Origin of the sequence: Ewingella americana ATCC 33852 (assembly GCF_000735345.1) — a bacterium.
In the GTDB taxonomy this organism is placed as follows: Bacteria; Pseudomonadota; Gammaproteobacteria; order Enterobacterales; family Enterobacteriaceae; genus Ewingella; species Ewingella americana.
Map to the genome: position 1 here is coordinate 1 of NZ_JMPJ01000064.1, position 18,851 is coordinate 18,851.

Below are 18,851 nucleotides of genomic sequence, written 5' to 3' on the forward strand. Positions count from 1 at the left end.
AGAGATTGTCGATGATTGGGCACGCCGCCCCTTCATCGCCCGGACAGGACTCTGCCATCGCCAGCAGCCGCTGGCGCATCTCGGTTAACTCTTCAATATGGCGGCCTATTTCTGCTGCTTTCTCGAGAGTCCGCGCCTTCACATCGGCGCTGTGGCGGTCGGGGTTGTGGAAAAGCGCTACCAACTCCTGACACTCATCTAAGGTGAAGCCCACCTGCCGCGCCTGACGCAGCAATGTAAGCTCCTCAATATGCTTTTGTGCGTAGGTACGATAGCCGTTATCACTGCGCATCGGCGCCGTCACCAGCCCCTTCTCTTCGTAGAAGCGAATCGCTTTGCTGGTCAAACCGGTTTTCTTTGCCACATCGCTGATATTCATTTTGCCCTCTTGACCTTCACCTTGCTGGAAGGTTTATCCTACCCCTGAATCGATTAAAGGCCAACCAACAGTATCCAGAGGAACACAATATGACGACTACCGTTTTAAACCTTGAAGGTTTGACCTGCGGACACTGCGTGGCGTCTACGCGCAAAGCACTGGAAGCCGTGTCAGGCACCACCAAAGTGGACGTTGAGTTGAACAAAGCCGTGGTTGAAGGCTCTGCGCCAACCCAAGAGCTGATCGACGCTGTCGAAGAAGCGGGCTATCAGGCGACCGTCGCTTAAGGCCTTACGCCATCGCCGCTGGCAACTCTGCCCGCGGCGATAAACGTGACTTTTCATGCTTTTAATTCGTCTTCCCCCCGAAAATCAAGACTTTCCCCCTGTTCGCTAAGCCAGCGACGCGCTAGCATGCCCCTTCACCCTTGCAAGGAGACAACGCCATATGGGCCATATCTTTTACCAGCTTGCCCGCTGGCTCGGTCTGCTTTCTCCCGCGGAATATCACTATCCGGCGATGGATATCCAGCTTCCCGGCGACCGACATTTGCATCTGGTGGGCAGCATCCACATGGGCACCATGAATATGCAGCCACTGCCGGATATCTTGCTGAAACGCTTGTCACAAGCCGATGCGCTGATTGTCGAAGCTGATATCAGCGAGGCAGAGTCGCCTTTCGGCATCGCGGAAGATCTGTCGCCTCTTAGCGAACGCCTGAGCGAGCAACAATATTTGCAGGTGGAGAGCCTTTGCGAGGAGTTGGGGACATCAATCTATAGTCTGAATCACCTGCCTTGTTGGCAAGTCGCGCTGATGCTGCAAGCCGGTCAGGCCCAGCGCCTCGGGCTGCGCGGCGAATACGGCATTGATTATCAGCTGTTAAAAGCAGCGCGGCGCGAGCAGAAGAAGATCATCGAGCTGGAAGGCCCGCAGGAGCAGCTCACCCTGCTTCAGCAACTGCCGGACGACGGCCGCTCGCTGCTGGAAGATACCCTGACTCACTGGCACACCAACGCGCGGCTGCTGCAAACCATGATCAGCTGGTGGCTGGAATCACAACCCAGCCAAAGCATGGAGCCGCTGCCCAACACCTTCAGCAATGACCTGTACGACGTGCTGATGAATCAACGCAACCTGCGCTGGAAGCAACAGCTCAACGCCCTACCACCCGGCAAATACGTGGTCGCCGTCGGCGCGCTGCATCTTTATGGTGAAGGCAACCTGCCGGATATGCTGACAGCGGATCGGCGCTGATTTGGGTTGTGCCTGAACCAGAACAAAACCAAAACTCGAGATCCTCAAAATCATTCGAGTCAGATCAAGGCGGCAACTGAGCGAGTCCCTAGGAGCTTACACAAGTAAGTGACTAGGGCGAGCGAAGGAAGCCAACGCAGAGCTGGCTTGAAGGATGAAGAGGATCAAAAAAGTGGCCAATATTTCTATTGGCCAGTCAAAGAGGAATTTCATTTTATTAGTTATAGCTTCAGCATTTGTCTCTTGCGGGACAGAACACTGGCGGTAGTAGGTTAGCAATCTGTATTGGGTCTTGGCAACAGACATTCGCTAGACTAATATTTAACATTCGTTCAAGAAATACGCTTTATGCTTTACAATCAAAAGATTGAGCAGAGTTATTATTTTTCCGCTAATTAAGTCATCGTGAACGTCTGAGGCTATTTTGCCCCTATAGACCCGGTGACTTTTTTTATTGGGATCTTTTGTCGGGGAAGGTTATGACGCCAGCAGTCAAATTATTGGAAAAAAACAAGGTGGCTTTTACTCTCCACCCTTATGAACACAGCAGCGATGAAACTCATTTCGGCGACGAAGCCGTGCAGAAGCTCGGGCTGGATGCTAATCAGGTCTACAAAACCCTGTTGGTTTCGCTCAACGGTGACGCAAAAAACCTCGCTGTGGCCGTCACGCCGGTCGCCTCGCTGTTAGACCTCAAGAAAGTCGCCAAAGCCCTTGGCGCGAAGAAGGCCGATATGGCTGACCCGCAAATTGCCCAGCGCGTCACCGGATATCTGGTCGGCGGAATCAGCCCTCTGGGGCAGAAAAAGCTGCTGCCCACGGTCATCGATAGCCCGGCGCAAAACTTTGCCACCATTTTTGTCTCTGGAGGTAAACGCGGGCTTGATATTGAACTGGCTGCGGGCGATCTTTGTACCCTGCTGCGCGGAAAATTTGCCGACATCGCTAAAGTTGACTGACCCCTTCCGCTACTTACTACAAGAATAAAGGCTTAGATAGAGATGACCGACCGTACCGACCTCCCTACCCAACCCGTAGCCAGCGCCGCCAAGCGCACGGCCTTCGGGATACTCGGCGCAATCAGCGTTTCCCACCTGCTCAATGACATGATCCAGTCGCTGATTTTGGCGATTTACCCGCTGCTGCAAAACGAGTTCTCACTCAGCTTTACCCAGATAGGCATGATAACCCTGACTTATCAGATAACTGCCTCGCTGCTGCAACCTATTATCGGTTATTACACGGATAAGCATCCGCAGCCTTACTCGCTGCCGATTGGTATGGGCTTTACCCTCTCCGGCCTGCTGCTGCTCGCCGTGGCGCAGACCTTCCCGCTGGTGCTGTTAGCCGCCGCGCTGGTCGGTACTGGCTCATCGGTCTTCCACCCAGAGTCCTCTCGCGTGGCGCGTATGGCCTCCGGTGGCCGTCACGGTTTGGCACAGTCGGTGTTTCAGGTGGGTGGCAACTTGGGAAGCTCGCTCGGGCCATTGCTGGCTGCGCTGATCATCGCGCCTTATGGTAAAGGCAATGTCGCTTGGTTCTCACTGGCGGCCCTGCTGGGTATCGTGGTGCTGCTGCAAATCAGTAAGTGGTATCGCCAACAGCAGCAGATCATCAAGAAGCGCGGCCCCGTGGCGGGCAATATCACCGTGCTGCCGCGCCGCACGGTGGCGATGTCGATGGGTATTCTGCTGGTGCTGGTGTTCTCCAAATACTTCTACCTGACCAGCCTGAGCAGCTACTACACCTTCTATTTGATCCACAAATTTGGCGTGTCAATTCAAAGCGCGCAGATCCACCTGTTCGTGTTCCTGTTTGCCGTGGCGGCGGGCACCATCATTGGCGGGCCGATTGGCGATAAGATTGGGCGTAAATACGTGATCTGGGCTTCGATTCTCGGCGTTGCGCCCTTCACCCTGCTGCTGCCTCACGCCAACCTGATGTGGACCAGCATTCTCAGCGTGATCATCGGCGTGGTGTTGGCCTCGGCGTTCTCGGCGATTTTGGTGTTTGCGCAGGAGTTGATTCCGGGTAAAGTCGGCATGGTGTCCGGCCTGTTCTTTGGTTTGGCCTTCGGCATGGGCGGCCTTGGCGCTGCGGTGCTGGGCTACGTTGCCGACCGAACCAGTATCGAACTGGTGTATCAGATTTGCGCCTTCCTGCCACTATTGGGGATTCTCACCGCATTCTTACCGAATATTGAACAAAAGCAGTCCTAAACTTCTGCCTTTCTGCTGCCGATACTCCGTTATCGGCAGCACACTCACCTTGCCCACTGAAACATCGCTGTCCAAAACCCTGTGAAATGTCACTTTCATCCTGATTTACATCAAAATCGTTATTTTTTGACATTCAAGGCACATTTTCTTACACATCGGCCGCCGATATGCCATAAAATCATTAACACTCTCTTACACTTTGCACTGACGCATAACTAGAAGGAGTATGGATGCACAACTCTACGCCCTTGATAACCACCATCGTCGGCGGTTTGGTACTGGCCTTCCTGTTCGGGATGCTCGCCAATCGCCTTAAAATTTCCCCTCTTGTCGGCTATCTTGCCGCTGGCGTGCTTGCTGGCCCTTTTACTCCGGGCTTTGTCGCCGATACTTCTCTTGCTCCTGAGCTGGCGGAAATTGGCGTCATCCTTCTGATGTTCGGCGTAGGTTTACACTTCTCTCTCAAAGACTTATTGGCAGTAAAATCCATCGCTATTCCCGGCGCGGTGCTACAAATCGCAGTGGCGACGCTGCTCGGCATCGGACTATCACGCCTGTTGGACTGGGATTTAGCCGCCGGTCTGGTCTTCGGCCTCTGTCTTTCCACCGCCAGTACCGTGGTGCTGCTGCGCGCGCTGGAAGAGAGGCAACTGATTGACAGCCAGCGCGGGCAAATCGCCATTGGCTGGTTGATAGTCGAAGACTTGGTGATGGTGCTGACGCTGGTCTTGCTGCCCGCATTTAGCAGCATGATGGAGAGTGAGCATTCAAGCTTTGGCGCGCTGGGTATGGAACTGGCGATAACCATCGGCAAAGTGATCGCCTTTATGGTGCTGATGATGGTGGTTGGCCGCCGTCTGGTGCCGTGGATCCTCGCCCGCACCGCCAGTACCGGCTCGCGAGAGCTGTTCACACTGGCGGTTCTGGCGCTGGCGCTGGGGATTGCTTATGGCGCGGTGGAACTGTTCGACGTCTCCTTTGCGCTCGGCGCGTTCTTCGCGGGCATGGTGCTAAACGAGTCCGAACTGAGCCAACGCGCGGCGCACGACACCCTGCCGCTGCGCGATGCCTTCGCGGTGCTGTTCTTTGTCTCCGTCGGCATGCTGTTCGACCCGCTGATCATCATCCGCGAGCCTCTGGCGGTGCTGGCGACGCTGGGTATTATCGTCTTTGGTAAATCCATCGCGGCCTTCCTGCTGGTGAAAACCTTCGGCCACTCGCGGCGCACCGCGCTGACGATTTCCGTCAGTCTGGCGCAGATTGGTGAGTTCGCCTTTATCCTCGCCGGTCTGGGCATCACGCTGGGCATGCTGTCAGAGCACGGCCGCAATCTGGTGCTGGCGGGCGCAATTCTGTCGATTATGCTCAACCCGCTGCTGTTCACGTTGCTGGAGAAATATCTGGCGAAGACCGAAACCATCGACGATCAGAGCGTGGAAGAAGCCGTCGAAGACGAGAAGCAGATCCCCTTCGACCTGTGCAATCACGCCCTGCTGGTGGGCTATGGTCGCGTGGGTAGCCTGCTGGGCGAGAAGCTTCAGGCTGCGGGTATTCCACTGGTGGTAATTGAGAACTCCCGGCCACGGGTCGAAGCCCTGCGCGAGCAAGGCATCAGCACGGTATTGGGTAACGCCGCCAATCAGGAAGTGATGGATTTGGCCCGTCTGGACTGCGCCCGCTGGCTGCTAGTGACCATTCCCAATGGTTACGAAGCCGGTGAGATTGTCGCCTCGGCGCGAACCAAACGCCCGAATATCGAAATCATCGCCCGCGCGCACTATGACGACGAAGTGCGTTACATCATGGAGCGCGGCGCAAACGAAGTGGTGATGGGTGAACGCGAGATCGCCAACAGTATGTTGAACATGCTGCACGTCGACGTGATGAACGAAGACGAAAAGCGGCCTTACTGCCCGATTTAACGCCTTCTCTGCTAGCAAAAAGCCTCCCATTGGGGAGGCTTTTTTATTTCACTCAGCGGTAAACCACCACCTGAAAACCTTCGTCTTCAGTCGGCGGGACAAAGTGGCTGGTGATGAAATCAAACTGCTGGTCGGTGGCGGCGAAGTCGTGCTCTCCGGCCTGATTGCGGGCGCGGAGACGGGCTTTACACACCTCGTCGGGCACGTCGAGATAGTGCAACTGGTTGTGAGCCCCGGACGCCTCGACAATCCCCTTCATCCATTGGCGATTTGCCAGCGTATTGGCCGGGAAGTCGAGCACTACCGACATGCCGGCTTGCAGCAAGGCAATCAGATGCGGCGCCATAGCTTCTCGCAGCTTGGCCGAGCAGCGCACGTAGTCCGCCACGCTATGCATCTCCTCGGCGTAAAGCCGCGCCAGCCACTGGTCTTCGCTAATAATCACGGTTAACGGGCGAGCAGCAAGTCGAGCAGACAACGTAGATTTGCCCGAGGCAATTTTGCCGCAGAGCAGATGAAGAGTGGGAGTTTCCTTGGCGGTCTGGGACATGCTTTCCTCGCTTTGCTGCGGGTAAATGAATCAAAAGAGTAGCACGCGGCGGGGTGAAGGGGCTGAAAATTAAGGCCAGCTCGAGGGCTGGCCTTATTGCGTTAAATCAGGGGTTAAATCTGCGAGAAGCCGCCGTCGACCACCACTTCAGCCCCCAGCATGTAGCGAGATTCATCGCTGGCGAGGAACACCACCGCGTTGGCGATATCTTCGGCGTCCCCCAAGTGCCCGAGGGGAATTCGCGCCGCAATGCGCTGTTTGCCAGCATCGACTTCAGCCTCTGTGCCGCCGCTACGCCCGTGGATAGGCGTATTCATCGCCCCCGGACTGACGGCGTTGACGCGGATTTTGCGCTCGAGTAGCTCCGCCGACCACGTCCGCGCCAGCGATCGCACCGCCGCTTTGGAGGCCGAAAGCAGAGACAGGCCCGGCGTGCCGACCTGATTCAGCCACGAGGTGTTGAGGATAACCGACGCGCCCGGCTGCAACAGAGGCGAAATCGCCTGCATGGATAAGAACACGCCCTTGACGTTGATATCCATCAACTCGTCATAACGCGCCTCGCTGGTACTTGCCAGCGGCGAGCCGAAGGCCACACCGGCGTTGGCAAAAAACGCATCCAGCCCGCCAAACTCAGCGGAAACTTGGTCATGGATACGCCGTAGATCCTCAGGAACAAGCACGTCGGCCCGAATCGCCAACACATCCCCTGCCAGCTGTTGTTTAATCTGTTGCAACTTCTCGGCATCGCGCCCGGTGATCGCCACCCGCGCCCCTTCGCGCAGCATCAATTTGGCCGTAGCTAAGCCAATGCCGCTGGTGCCGCCGGTGATCAAAACGCGTTTATTTTTCAATCTCATACTGTGCTCCCTGAGTGGGTTGGTTTGATTGCGTGGTGAAAGTCGTGAAGCCCCGCGTCGCGGCGTCTATTGCCCCGGCGATATAACCCGGAAAGGCCGCCGACCACTCGCTGGCGATGCCCTGTAACCTCCCCTGCCAGACGCCCTCGCGGATAAAAGCCTGAGGGATCGAATGACCCGGTTCCACGGTCAGATCGCTCGCGGTGGCGGTCAGCGGATCCTCGGCCCAGTCTTTGAAAAACTCAGCAACCGGATGCGCCGCCTGCTCGCCAAACAGCCTGACCAGCTGAGCGCGGCAGAGATCTTTCAGATTGCTTTCGCTGGTGGTCCAGCGCGTTTTCGCCGGCATTCCCAGAAAGCCGAACAGTGCCGCAGCCTGCCCTGACGCCGAGGCATCGTGGATCTCCGCCATAGGGCCGACGGCGCTGCGTGCTTCGCCTGACAGCCCTTGCTGCCGCCAAAAAGGTTGGGAGTAAACCGCCACATATTTGGCGTGCGGCGCCATCCAAGTGCCGGTATTGGCCCACTCTCGGGCGACGGCCTCCGGCAGCCCGGGGCTGAAGTTAATCCCCTCTGCCAAGGCCGGTGGCAGTGCCAGAAACACCTGCTCGGCGTGAACCGACAGGCTTTCTCCGAGTGGCGTTTGAGCCGTCAGCTGTACCCCTTCGGCATTCGCCGCTATTTGCGTGACAAGGTGACTGAACAGCAGCTTGGCCGGATTGAGCCTGTGCTGAAGTTTTTCTATCAGCCGCCGCATTCCTCCCACAACGCGCATGGACGGCGGGGACGAAACGTAACCGGGATGTCGCGAAATAGGCTGGTGCAGGCCGCGCTCCAGCAACATGTCGCCCTGCTCCTCTTGCGCAATAAGCTCAATATCGAGCTGTTGTAAAAGCTGCGCCAACTGGGTCTGAAAGGCTGGCCAGACCCATGTAGCCCCGAGATCAAAACGCTGAGTTTCATCCCCGGCGTGCAGCGACTGAATGCGCCCACCGGCCTGCTCGCGCCCTTCAATCAGCAGATAATCCACGCCCGCCTGCTCCAGAAGCGCGGCGGCATAAAGGCCGCTCAGCCCGCCGCCGACAATGGCAACTTGCACCTGTTTCATTGCGTCACCGCCGATGTTTTCTGCCCGGCCAAATGACCGGTTTTGATATAGAGCAGCGCCCCGGCCTTGCCGGACACCAGTTCAGTAAAAGTCCCAGCAGGGAGCCGCAGCCAACTGCCCGTGGGATAGTTGCCCGCGGCCTCTGTTATCTCTCCGCCCAGCACCAACAGCTCGGCTCCGGCCACCAGCCCACCGCTAAAAATCGGCTCTCCGGCGGCTAAGCTTTCCAGCCGCACCAGCTCATGCGCACTCTGGTACAGCGGGCAAATCTCACGGCCCTGCCGTTGCTTCCAGCGGCTGGCTTCCAGCGTGTTGATGCGCACTCGCTGGGTATCCTCGGCGGCCATCTGCCGCAGTTTGACGAAAATCGTCGCGCCCGATTTGCTGGAAGGCTGATGGGAAGAATCCGGCGGATTACGCAGATACCAGCCCGCCGGATAGTGCTGCTCCCCTTCGGAAAACACGCCTTCCAGCACCAAAATTTCCTCGCCGTCAGGGTGCGAATGTGCGGGGAAATCTGAGCCAGCGTCATAGCGAACAATGCTGGTGGCCCGCGCCTGTTCTGCGCCAACGCGGTCTAGCATGACGCGGTGAACGCCGGACTGCGGCGAGCTTACCCACTCATATTCATCCGCCGTGACCAGCGCGCGCAGGGAGAGGTCGTGATTGACTAACATGATGCGTTTCCGATAAGAGAGCAGGCCGGCGCAGCTAAGCGCCGGAAAAATTATGCTTTTGGCAGTGAGTCGAAGGCGTCCAGCACGTGGGCGGTGTAGGTCAGCGCCGCGCCGGTATTGAGGGAAATCGCCACGGCCAGCGCTTCGGCAATCTCTTCGCGCGTCGCGCCGTGTTTGGCGGCAGCTTTAACATGAACGGAGATACAGCCGTCGCAGCGGGTGGTCACCGCCACCGCCAGCGCAATCAGTTCATGGATTTTCGGGTCCAAATGGCCAGTCGCGGAAGCGCCCGCATCCATCTTGACCAGCCCGCGCATAAATTCCGGTGTCAGCTTGGCGAACTCATTCACTTTCCCCAGCAGCTCATCGCGATGTTCATTCCAGTTCAGCAACATAGAAAATCTCTTCTTCAATCAGGCGACGTGACCCATCACGCCCCTTTCGTCGCAGGCATTATTGAAATGTTAAGAGTGTTAAACAAATGAGATAAACTTGCCTTATGGCAAAGAAAAACTATCTTGCCGGAAAAGCTGAGAGCGGAGGATAGCCAGCCGTGGCTTAGCCATCCTTTAAAGAGAGAGTTAGGCGGGGGTGTTTGAGCTTAGTGAGTGCTGATATTCCAGCATCCAGTCATGGAAAATCTGCACTTCGGGGCGACTCAGCGCGTGCTCCGACCGCACCATGTAATAAGACCACGTCAGCGGCCATTTAAATGACGGATAGAGCTGGAGCAGCTGGCCGCTATCAATGGATTGCTGCACCAGGGCGCGGCGCACGATAGCCACGCCGCGCCCGCCGAGCGCTGCCAGAATTACCGCCGAGGTAGAGTTAATATGCAGGCTGTTCTGGCTCACATGGCCATAGCCGATGGTGTCCAGCACGCCGCTCCACGAGGGCATATTGGCACCCGGATGCGGGGTATCATCATAAATAAGCTTTTGTTTATTCAGCCAATCGCAGTCGGCTTCCTGCCCGGCTTTCAAAATCAGCGGGCTGCACACCACCACCGCCTCTTCATCCATGATCCAAGTCGCGTGCAGCCCCGGCCAGTTGCCCGGCCCGCAGCGAATGCCGATATCCGCCTCGCCGTGAGCCAAATCGATATGCTTATCCGAGACGTCGAGGCGCAGGTCGATATCCTCATGGTGTTCGGCAAACAGGTTCAGGCGCGACATCAGCCAGTTCATCACCAGCACCTGCGACGCGGTAACCACAATCACCGAGCGCGCGCGGCGTCCGCGCAGCTTCTTCAGGCCGCTTTCGAGCTTATCCAACCCGTCGGTGATCTCTTTCAGCGCGTCTTGCGCCTCGGTCACCACCATCAGACGCTTTTTGCCGGAACGGGTGCGGGTCAGCAGCGGATGCCCTACCCACTCCTCGAGCGAACGCACCAACTGCCCCACCGCCGCGGGCGTCACGCCCAGCTCTTCCGCCGCGCCGGTAAAGCTGCCATGTCGGGCCGCCGCTTCAAAGGCGTGCAGCCATTTAAGTCTGTTTAAGGAGCGCATCGCAAAATCACCTGCTGGTTTGTCATGTCTTCATCCTAGCTCAGAAAATGGCTTGCGACATAGATTTTCTTTGTCATAAGGCAACATCTTCTGATTCGTCAGCCTGCTCGCCCCGTGGCAATCTGGATTCATCGTCGGGCAGCTGAATGTGACAGATGCCTTGTTAATAACTGATTGATAAATAAGAATTCGAGGTCAATATGTCAGCATCATTTGCGGGAAAAAAACTGTTAGTCGTCGGCGGCACCAGCGGCATGGGTCTGGAAACGGCGCGCATTGTGTTAGAAAACGGCGGCAGCGTGGTGCTGGTGGGCAATCGTCAGGCCAAAGCAGAAGAAGCGCGCCAAGCCCTGTCATCCCTTGGCCCAGTGTCGATTATCGTCGCCGACCTGATGAAAGAAGCCGGTATGAAGCACGTGATGGCGGAAATTAACCGCGACCATCGCGATATCAGCCTGTTAGTCAATGCCGCAGGGGTGTTCTTCCCGAAAGCCTTCGTCGAAAACGAAGAAGCCGACTATGACATGTATATGAACATCAACCGCGCGACCTTCTTCATCACTCGCGACGTGGCAAGAAACATGGTGGCGGCGGGCATCAAAGGCTCAATTGTGAACATCGGCTCAATGTGGGCGCAGCAGGCTATCGGCGCGACGCCATCCTCGGCCTACTCGATGGCAAAAGCGGGCCTGCACGCCTTGACTAAAAATCTGGCGCTGGAACTCGGCCAGAGCGGTATTCGCGTGAACGCCGTCTCGCCGGCCGTGGTACACACGCCAATCTATGAAGGCTTTATTCCGAAAGAGGACGTGGGCGGCGTGATGAACAGCTTCGACAGCTTCCACCCTATTGGCCGCGTCGGCACGCCGCGTGACATTGCCGACACCGTGGCCTTCTTGCTGTCCGACAAAACGACGTGGGTCACCGGCGCCATCTGGGACATCGACGGCGGCGTTATGGCGGGCCGCAACGCTTAATAGCTTGCAAGCAAAAACGCGGCGAGTGCCGCGTTTTTAGTCTGCTAACGTTTGCTTCGGATCAACGTTCCCAATACGACTCTTCGAGGCTATCTTCGCGCTCCGGCAGGCCACGCGTTAGGCGCGGGGAGTGCTGGTTGAGGACTTGATAGCTTACGCGGTTGGCGTATTTACAGACCTGAGACAGTGAGGAGTAGGTCAGATAGTCGCGGGCGTGCTTGCTGGAGTTTGGCACACTGGTGCGGTGGAAACCGTTGGCGGCGATATCGTGCAACAGGGCTGACAGCGCGCCGTCTCCAGCACCGTTGGTGTTCATGATCTTCTCCGGCCCGCCCATGTATGGCGCGATGTGGGAGTAAATTTTCAGCGGGTTCTGGCAGCTGTCGCGGCGCATGGCGCGGCTGAATTCATACTGGTTGAACTCGGCAATCGCCCCCGGCAACAGCGGATGGTTGGTGGCGCGTTTGTACTCTTCTTCGGTGTAGCTGGCCATAAACAGGCCGTTCGGACCTGCCGTGCAGAGCACCAGATCAACCCACTCAAGTGCCTTATCGGCCGCCATCAATGGGTCTTTCATTCCCGTCAGCGCAAAACCTTCATCTTCGTTCATCGCCAAAATAGAGACATTTTCTGCAATGAAGTCGCGCCACGCCTGCGGGTTCTCAGCAATCACGAACTGAGTGCCCAAGGTCAGCACTACAGGCACCTGATACTTCTTGGCATAGGCGATAGCCTGCATCGTGGCTTCTGGCATCGGTTCGCCTTCGCTACTGCGCAGCAGGTAAGAAGTCAGAACCAGCGCCGAGGCACCGGCAATCACGTCTTCCGGCACGCTTTCCTGATGCAAATTGTTCATATGCCCAGGGCTAATCGCAAAGGTGCGCTCGCCGCTGTCGCTGATCAGGGTAAAGCAGCGGCCAATTGCGCCATCAACGCCTTGCAGATAGTTCAGATCCACGCGGCTCGAGGTGTTGCACAGGTAGCGATAAGCGTAGCTGCCAATCTGTACGTGGCTGCACATCACGCCGAGCAGCACGGAGCGGTCATCGGCCAGCACCGAGTAGTTGTGCAAGGTGTTGCCGATGGTGCCACCGGCAAACTGATGGGTGATCAGCGCCTGACTCATTAATTCCTGATACAACGCCTCGGCGGTCGCATCGTCGATAACGCTGGACTCGCCGGCCTTCAGGCCATAACGGGCAACGAAGTCTTCGTCTACGCGCGCTTCAATATCTACCATCGTCTGATCGATACCGACGATATAAGAAGCCCCTACTTCGCTGTCAGGCATCATGCTCTGCAACATTGAATCACGCAGTAAAGGATCACGCGCGCTGACTGGGAAATAGTGTTTGGACTTACGTTTACCAGGAAATTTCATTGATGCTCTCTGTGGATCAAAAAACGTTAAAAATGTTGAGTCACTAACTGCTGAAGCAGATCGATATGCTCAGGCTGGTCGTTGAGGGCGTCAATATAATGGAATTGCTCGCCGCCTGCGTGCATAAAGATCTCACGGTTCTCTTCTTTAATCTCTTCCAGCGTCTCCAGACAGTCTGCCGCAAAGCCCGGGCACATGATGTGAATGTTCTTCACGCCCTGCTCCGGCAGGCCTTTCAGCGTTTCATCAGTGTAAGGCGTCAGCCAAGGCTCACGGCCAAAGCGCGACTGGAAGGTCAGCATAATTTTGCCGGTCGGCAGGCCCAGTGCCTGAGTCAGCGCCTGCGTGGTGTCGCGGCAACGCTGTTCGTAGTCGTCGCCCAAAGCAACAAAACGCTTCGGAATACCGTGGAAGGAGAGGATTAACCGGTCAGGCTCGCCGTGCTCGGCAAAGGAGCGCAGCACGGTGGTTTTCAGCGCGGAAATATAGGCCGGATGCTCGGCGTAATCGCGGATAAAGCTCAGGGAAGGCAGGCGGCGCTTCTCTTTTAACACCCGCGCGACGCCGTCAAACACCGCGGCGCTGGTGGAGCAGGAGTATTGCGGGTAAAGCGGCAGAACCACCATCTTGGTGACGCCCTGCTCCAGCAGTTTGTCGATGGCATCTTCCATGCTTGGCTTGCCGTAGCTCATCGCCAGCTCTACCGGAGTGCCCGGCAGGCGTTCGGCCAGTGCCTTTTGTTGGCGGCGGCTAAACACCATCAGCGGCGAGCCCTCTTCCATCCACACGCCTTTGTACAGTTTGGAAACGCGCGGAGATCGCAGAGGCAGGATCACGCCGTAAAGGATCGGCAGCCAAATCAAACGATTAGTATCAACAACCCGTGGATCACCTAAAAACTCAGCCAGATACTTTTTTACGGCCTGCGGCGTTGGTGCTTCGGGCGTACCGAGATTGACCAGTAACACACCGAATTTCGTCTGCATCATGCTGAATTTCCTAAATTATTACGGCTCTTGGGCCTGGGTGACTGGAAGCCAAAAGCAGCGCTTCGACTTAACTTTGCACATTGTAACCAAAAAGACGGGGAGCGGAACCGATAACAGCTAATGGCAGAAGTAATCAATAGCATTCATTTAATGAATAAAAGTGCGGGGAGCAGAAATGATAAAAGCGACCGAAGTCGCTTTGGTCGCTTTTATTATTTACGATAACAGCGGTATTAACCGAGGATAGAAGCCAGCTCTTGGCGAACTTCGTCCACTTTCTGCGTACCGTCGATACGAACGTATTGGGTGTTGCCCGCTTCAGCTTCTTTGCTGTAGTAAGACACCAATGGCTCGGTCAGGTCGTGATATTCAACCAGACGCTTACGCACGGTCTCTTCCTGATCGTCCTTACGGGTGATCAACTCTTCGCCGGTCACATCATCCTTGCCTTCCACTTTTGGTGGATTGAATTTGATGTGATAAACGCGGCCTGAACCCGGATGAACGCGGCGACCTACGATACGATCAACGATCAGTTCGTCAGGTACGTCGAATTCCAGCACGTAGTCCACTTTGATCCCAGCGTCTTTCATGGCATCAGCCTGAGGGATGGTGCGTGGGAAGCCGTCGAGCAAGAAACCATTGCGGCAGTCTTCCTGCTGAATGCGCTCTTTAACCAGTGCAATCACTAATTCGTCGGTCACCAGTTTACCGGCGTCCATGATTTCTTTTGCTTTCTTGCCGAGCTCGCTTCCAGCTTTAACAGCTGCGCGCAACATGTCACCAGTAGAAATCTGCGGAATGCCATATTTCTCCATGATGAATTGCGCCTGAGTTCCTTTACCAGCGCCCGGAGCGCCCAGCAGAATGATACGCATTGCGTAAATCCCCTTGCATGTAATTTTTATTAAAACGTACAAAACGACCAACCATATCATTCTGCACGCCCTTCCTCAAGGAACAGGCTGCGCGCAATCAAGGTTAAGCCAGCGCCTCTTGGCGTTTAATTCGCAAGGTCTGGGAGATAACCGCAAAGACAATAATGCACCCGCCAACAACGGCTTGCAGCGTTGGCGCTTCGCCGAGGAACAGGAAAATCCACAGCGGCGCGAGGGCCGTTTCGAGCAGTAAAAATAGTCCTGCGTTGACCGGAGAAACAAAGCGCGTGGAGAGAGAAATCAGCCCCATCGCCAGCGGCATAATCACCGCGCCTTCAACAAACAGCCACAGCCACTGCGAACCACTGAGCAGCGGAACAGCATGCAGCACGCCGCCGCCGGTGAAGCCCACCACGCATACCGAGGCCAGCACGCCGCCAATGGAAGGCAGGCCAACGGTGCCGTTTTCCACTTTTGAAGCAAAGATAAAGGCCAGCGCCATAGAGACCGCCGTCGCCAGCGCGAAATAGTTGGCTAATGGGTCATAGCCCGTCGCGCGACCGGTCATGACGATTGCCACGCCGAGCATGCCCGCGATAGCCGCCATCAGCAGCGATTTATCGATTTTAGTGCCGAAGAACAGGCGCGAAATTATCGCCGAGACGAACGGTGTTGAGGAGATGATCACCAGCACGGTAGCGATGCTGCCGCGATTTAAGGCATTGACGAAGCAGGCCGACGCGATACAGAAAAACAGCGTCGACAAGGCGTTTTGGCGAGTGATCCACGGCACACCGAGCACCGAGCGGCTTTTCGGCCACAGCAGGTAAACCAGCACCACCAGCCCCCACATAAACAGGCCGCGCAGCATCACAATCATCCATGAATTATCAATACTCATGAGTCGGATAAACACGGAATCGGTACTCAGGATAATGCCGCCGAGAATACCGATCAGGTTGCCGTTAACCGGGGTAGATTTACTCATTTTTGACTCCAAAGTCGGGCTAAATCGTCGATAACACTGCCGGTGCTATCCACTTGCTGCAAGCGATTGCCCCGCGCCCAGCGGGAAATACGCAAAGTATGGGTGTGCTCGAAATAGCTGCCGTTGATCTGCTTGACCTTATGCAGCTGGTCATCCGACAGGGTAGCCACCGGGAAGCAGGCAAAAGGCAAGCCGGACGCGCTGAGGGAAGTCAGACGCAGGCCGTTAGCCAGCGGCAGGTCGATTTTCTCGACGCTCGCCACGTTGTAAGGCTGCCAGTCCGGTGCTTCCATCGCGGCAATGGCTTCCTGCAAAGGCCGCTGAGAGACGGTCGACCCTTCGAACAGGCGCAGCTCGCTACGGAACAAGCAGCTGTAGTGCTCGGGGCGCACGGCAATCAGCGTCAAGCCCACCGCCACCGACGCGTGTTTATGCAGCGGCGCGAGGAAAATCGAGCTGTTATTCACCAATTCGTCATGCAGACCGGTGGCGAAACTGTGCGACCCGTCGACCACGGTTTTATGGTTCAAACCATCAAGGTCGTTGATAGCCCCGGTGTAAGGATTAACGTGGGTGACCATATTAATGCCGCTGTTTTGGCCCGGCGCGTCAATCGGCACCGGTTTGGAAAACAGCAGTTCAATGGGCTGATAGTGGTGATGCGCGGCCAGATTCAGCGACATTTTATGTTTATGCAGCAAATGGGAGAGCATCGCTAAGCCCACGCGCACCGACTGCACCAGAAAAATGTCATAATCGCCAAGACGATAGACCGTCGTCAGCTTGTCGCGCAGCACTTCCCGCAGCCGGTTTACTTCCCTGTAATAGTGGTCACCGTGCTGTTGCTGCAAGGCGGGAGAGAGAGATGAAGGGTCCATCAGTCGATCAACTCACGCTGGTACAGTAACGGCAGGACATTGTCGCGAAACACGGATCCCACTCCCACTTCGCAAGGCGGCTTGCGGTAATTCACCCAGGCGATCTCAGCGATCTCCGCGCTGGCGACGGGCTGCCCCACCACTTCCACCTGATAAACATGATTTTCAATCGCCACTTTTTCGAACTCCGCCACGCCGTGGAATAAGCCCAGTGGCGTGATTTTGGCCGTGTCGACGTTAAGCTCTTCTTTTAACTCGCGACGCAAACAGCTGATGTGGTCTTCTCCGGTCAGCGGCTTGCCGCCGGGAGAGATAAAGATGTCGGTTCCGCGCTTGCGCGTTAGTAATAACGCGCGGTCACGGATGATCACTGCCGAACATTTGATGATAGTTTTCATCGGGTTGTCCTTCATTACGCCGCAGCGTGAGTCGCCGTTTTTAACCCCAAACTCAGGGTTTCGCCGGAGAGGAATTTAATGATGTTGCGGGCCAGCGGCGTTTTCTCATTCAGGTAAGCCAGAATGGTTTCGTCATTTGGCGTCGAGAAGCTGTCACCGAAAATACTCACGCCTTCCAGCGACTTAGTGGAAATACCCAATTGCAGTAGGCGGTATTTAACGTCATCAGAAGATTGGGCAAATTCATAAATTGGCGAATGGTATTGAATGTCGTATTCATTCATCAGGTTGACCAAAAACTCTTTGGCGACCAGACGCTGCTCGGGGAATTCTTGTTGGTAATGGGTAATACCGTCGTTAATCACGCTAATATCGTTGCGGCGGCAGAAATCCACCAAGTGAGCGTGGATCGCTAATTTCTCGCCGAGTAACACCAGGTTTTTACGGTGACGCAAAATATCACTTTCGATATTTTCGATGGCAATAGAGCGGAAAGTCCCGCTGATATCCTCGACGGTGTGTTCCACCACTAAATCGCCAAAGCGATTACGCAGTTCGTCGACACGGTGGGCGAGAATGCCGCGATGCAGGGAGCAGCCGCTGTTAGCCGAGTAAAGATGCACAGGGATACCCTGTAACATTAAATAACATGCGGCCAGCGTGCTATCGCGGCCACCTGTGAACATAACTAACTGCGTTCGTGGAGTCGAATTTGCTGTTGAAGTCGTTGTACCAGAAAGTGAGTTGTTCATAGTCATCCTTATTTTTTATACAGACTTAACCAGCGCGCAAGGCGCAGACTGGCGCACTTACTGAATTTTCTTCAGTAGAATTACAGCGCCTGTTAGAGAGATGTGCTTCGGAACGAGGTTGAGACTAATGGGTTTTTTCGGCACAAGAAAATGATATAAACAGACAGTTGAGTTGAATTTTTCTAACAAGGTGTTGATATGGCAAACCTGCCTTCCCTGCGCGCCCTGCACTATTTCAAGCAGGCTGCGACCTTTGAAAGCTTCAGTCTGGCGGCGGAATCGCTGAACGTGACTCACAGCGCGGTGAGTCATCAAATTAAGAATTTAGAGGGCTGGCTGGGTACGCCGTTATTCAAACGCGCGGCGGGCCGGGTCTATTTAACCCGCGACGGTGAGAAATTAAAGAAATGCTGCGATCAGGTATTTGTCGAAATAGAAAATACCTGCCGTGAAATTAAAGCCCGGCAGGAAAATAATTTAATTATCTCCTGTGCGCCAAGTTTTTTAGCACAATGGCTTATTCCGCGTATTAGCCGTTTTTCGGAGCGCCATGAAAATATTGTCCTGACTTTCCAAACCCATACGGATGTTCAGCAAGTTCATGAACAGCGGACAGATATTCTTATTAAGAGTAATGAGAACCAGCTGACCAGCGATATTGAGTCAACACTGATCACCGTCGATTATATTGGTCCGGTCTGTTCGCCGAATTTTCGCCACCGTTTTACTTATCAGACCGATTTTTCCACCCTGCCATTGCTGCACGCCGACACCAAAATTAACGCTTGGCAGGAGTGGGCCAAGAAGACTAATGCCAAAGGCGATTTTATTGCGGGCAAGCATTTCGACAATTTGACGCTGGCAATTCAGGCGGCAAAAAACGGGCTGGGGATCATCATGACGCCGCAGATCTTGGTGAAGAAGGAGCTACAGGATGGCACGGTGATCGCACCACTGGGCTTCGCCGAGGTGGATCGCGCCACCTATATGCTGGTGAAAAGCGATCGCAGCCATGAGCCGGAGATAACCGCATTTCGCGGCTGGTTGCTGGAAGAAGCCAGCAGAGGCTGATCCGCTCTCCTTCCTCAATAAGCAAAAAAAGCCCTGTCGCAATGACAGGGCTTTTCTAC

At 55.5% G+C, this 18,851-nt stretch carries 21 protein-coding genes; 7 read left to right on the forward strand and 14 right to left on the reverse strand.

The window, feature by feature from the left end; translation table 11 throughout:
• On the reverse strand, positions 1 to 379 hold a 379-nt coding region (cueR, locus tag GEAM_RS13335), incomplete at its 3' end, for a Cu(I)-responsive transcriptional regulator (RefSeq protein ID WP_034792281.1).
• 89 nt (positions 380 to 468) lie between these two features.
• On the opposite strand from cueR, the gene GEAM_RS13340 reads away from it, so the two are divergent.
• The 5 genes from GEAM_RS13340 to ybaL all read left to right on the forward strand — a co-directional run bounded on the left by GEAM_RS13340 (position 469) and on the right by ybaL (position 5,777).
• Positions 469 to 666 (forward strand): cation transporter, encoded by a 198-nt coding sequence (locus GEAM_RS13340; RefSeq protein WP_034792282.1) that lies wholly within the window; start codon positions 469 to 471, stop codon positions 664 to 666.
• 160 nt (positions 667 to 826) lie between these two features.
• On the forward strand, positions 827 to 1,636 hold the full coding sequence (locus tag GEAM_RS13345) for a TraB/GumN family protein (protein ID WP_034792283.1): 810 nt from the start codon (positions 827 to 829) through the stop codon (positions 1,634 to 1,636).
• A gap of 479 nt (positions 1,637 to 2,115) precedes the next feature.
• Positions 2,116 to 2,595: a Cys-tRNA(Pro)/Cys-tRNA(Cys) deacylase YbaK gene (gene ybaK / locus GEAM_RS13350; RefSeq protein ID WP_034792286.1), complete on the forward strand. Its 480-nt coding sequence runs from the start codon at positions 2,116 to 2,118 to the stop codon at positions 2,593 to 2,595.
• Between the two features lie 42 nt (positions 2,596 to 2,637).
• Complete coding sequence (locus GEAM_RS13355) at positions 2,638 to 3,855, forward strand: MFS transporter (protein ID WP_034792287.1); 1,218 nt, start codon at positions 2,638 to 2,640, stop codon at positions 3,853 to 3,855.
• Between the two features lie 230 nt (positions 3,856 to 4,085).
• Positions 4,086 to 5,777, forward strand: coding sequence for a YbaL family putative K(+) efflux transporter (ybaL, locus tag GEAM_RS13360; protein WP_034792289.1), 1,692 nt, complete (start codon positions 4,086 to 4,088; stop codon positions 5,775 to 5,777).
• Between the two features lie 52 nt (positions 5,778 to 5,829).
• Here the strand turns inward: ybaL and GEAM_RS13365 are convergent, their stop codons facing one another.
• From GEAM_RS13365 to GEAM_RS13390, 6 genes are all read right to left on the reverse strand, one after another.
• A complete protein-coding gene (locus GEAM_RS13365) occupies positions 5,830 to 6,327 on the reverse strand; it encodes a P-loop nucleotide/nucleoside kinase family protein (protein WP_034792291.1) in 498 nt (165 codons plus the stop codon).
• A 113-nt stretch (positions 6,328 to 6,440) separates the two neighbouring features.
• Positions 6,441 to 7,187, reverse strand: coding sequence for an SDR family oxidoreductase (locus GEAM_RS13370; RefSeq protein WP_034792293.1), 747 nt, complete (start codon positions 7,185 to 7,187; stop codon positions 6,441 to 6,443).
• Entirely contained in the window at positions 7,171 to 8,295 is a 1,125-nt protein-coding gene (locus tag GEAM_RS13375) for a flavin monoamine oxidase family protein (protein ID WP_051899521.1), read from the reverse strand. Before GEAM_RS13375 ends, GEAM_RS13370 begins: the two co-directional genes overlap by 17 nt.
• The gene (locus GEAM_RS13380) at positions 8,292 to 8,972 is read right to left on the reverse strand and encodes a cupin domain-containing protein (protein ID WP_034792295.1); all 681 of its coding nucleotides are present in this window, start codon (positions 8,970 to 8,972) and stop codon (positions 8,292 to 8,294) included. Before GEAM_RS13380 ends, GEAM_RS13375 begins: the two co-directional genes overlap by 4 nt.
• 50 nt (positions 8,973 to 9,022) lie before the next feature.
• Positions 9,023 to 9,367 (reverse strand): carboxymuconolactone decarboxylase family protein, encoded by a 345-nt coding sequence (locus GEAM_RS13385; protein ID WP_034792297.1) that lies wholly within the window; start codon positions 9,365 to 9,367, stop codon positions 9,023 to 9,025.
• Between the two features lie 186 nt (positions 9,368 to 9,553).
• Positions 9,554 to 10,480, reverse strand: coding sequence for a LysR substrate-binding domain-containing protein (locus GEAM_RS13390; RefSeq protein ID WP_034792299.1), 927 nt, complete (start codon positions 10,478 to 10,480; stop codon positions 9,554 to 9,556).
• 200 nt (positions 10,481 to 10,680) lie between these two features.
• Between GEAM_RS13390 and GEAM_RS13395 the strand changes: the two genes are divergently transcribed.
• Entirely contained in the window at positions 10,681 to 11,457 is a 777-nt protein-coding gene (locus GEAM_RS13395) for an SDR family NAD(P)-dependent oxidoreductase (RefSeq protein WP_034792301.1), read from the forward strand.
• 61 nt (positions 11,458 to 11,518) lie between these two features.
• Here the strand turns inward: GEAM_RS13395 and GEAM_RS13400 are convergent, their stop codons facing one another.
• From GEAM_RS13400 to GEAM_RS13430, 7 genes are all read right to left on the reverse strand, one after another.
• Positions 11,519 to 12,838: an inosine/guanosine kinase gene (locus GEAM_RS13400; RefSeq protein WP_034792303.1), complete on the reverse strand. Its 1,320-nt coding sequence runs from the start codon at positions 12,836 to 12,838 to the stop codon at positions 11,519 to 11,521.
• 26 nt (positions 12,839 to 12,864) lie between these two features.
• Complete coding sequence (gene hemH, locus GEAM_RS13405; protein WP_034792305.1) at positions 12,865 to 13,827, reverse strand: ferrochelatase; 963 nt, start codon at positions 13,825 to 13,827, stop codon at positions 12,865 to 12,867.
• A 233-nt stretch (positions 13,828 to 14,060) separates the two neighbouring features.
• On the reverse strand, positions 14,061 to 14,705 hold the full coding sequence (gene adk, locus GEAM_RS13410; protein ID WP_034792307.1) for an adenylate kinase: 645 nt from the start codon (positions 14,703 to 14,705) through the stop codon (positions 14,061 to 14,063).
• Positions 14,706 to 14,808: 103 nt separating this feature from the next.
• Positions 14,809 to 15,693: a DMT family transporter gene (locus GEAM_RS13415; protein ID WP_034792309.1), complete on the reverse strand. Its 885-nt coding sequence runs from the start codon at positions 15,691 to 15,693 to the stop codon at positions 14,809 to 14,811.
• A complete protein-coding gene (locus GEAM_RS13420; protein WP_034792310.1) occupies positions 15,690 to 16,571 on the reverse strand; it encodes a DUF6024 family protein in 882 nt (293 codons plus the stop codon). The genes GEAM_RS13415 and GEAM_RS13420 overlap by 4 nt, the downstream gene beginning before the upstream one ends.
• The gene (locus GEAM_RS13425; protein ID WP_034792311.1) at positions 16,571 to 16,969 is read right to left on the reverse strand and encodes an NUDIX hydrolase; all 399 of its coding nucleotides are present in this window, start codon (positions 16,967 to 16,969) and stop codon (positions 16,571 to 16,573) included. Before GEAM_RS13425 ends, GEAM_RS13420 begins: the two co-directional genes overlap by 1 nt.
• Before the next feature lie 14 nt (positions 16,970 to 16,983).
• Entirely contained in the window at positions 16,984 to 17,655 is a 672-nt protein-coding gene (locus GEAM_RS13430; RefSeq protein ID WP_034792312.1) for a hypothetical protein, read from the reverse strand.
• A gap of 264 nt (positions 17,656 to 17,919) precedes the next feature.
• Here GEAM_RS13430 and GEAM_RS13435 point away from each other — a divergent pair, with 264 nt between their 5' ends.
• On the forward strand, positions 17,920 to 18,792 hold the full coding sequence (locus GEAM_RS13435; RefSeq protein ID WP_034792314.1) for a LysR substrate-binding domain-containing protein: 873 nt from the start codon (positions 17,920 to 17,922) through the stop codon (positions 18,790 to 18,792).
• Positions 18,793 to 18,851: the final 59 nt, after the last annotated feature.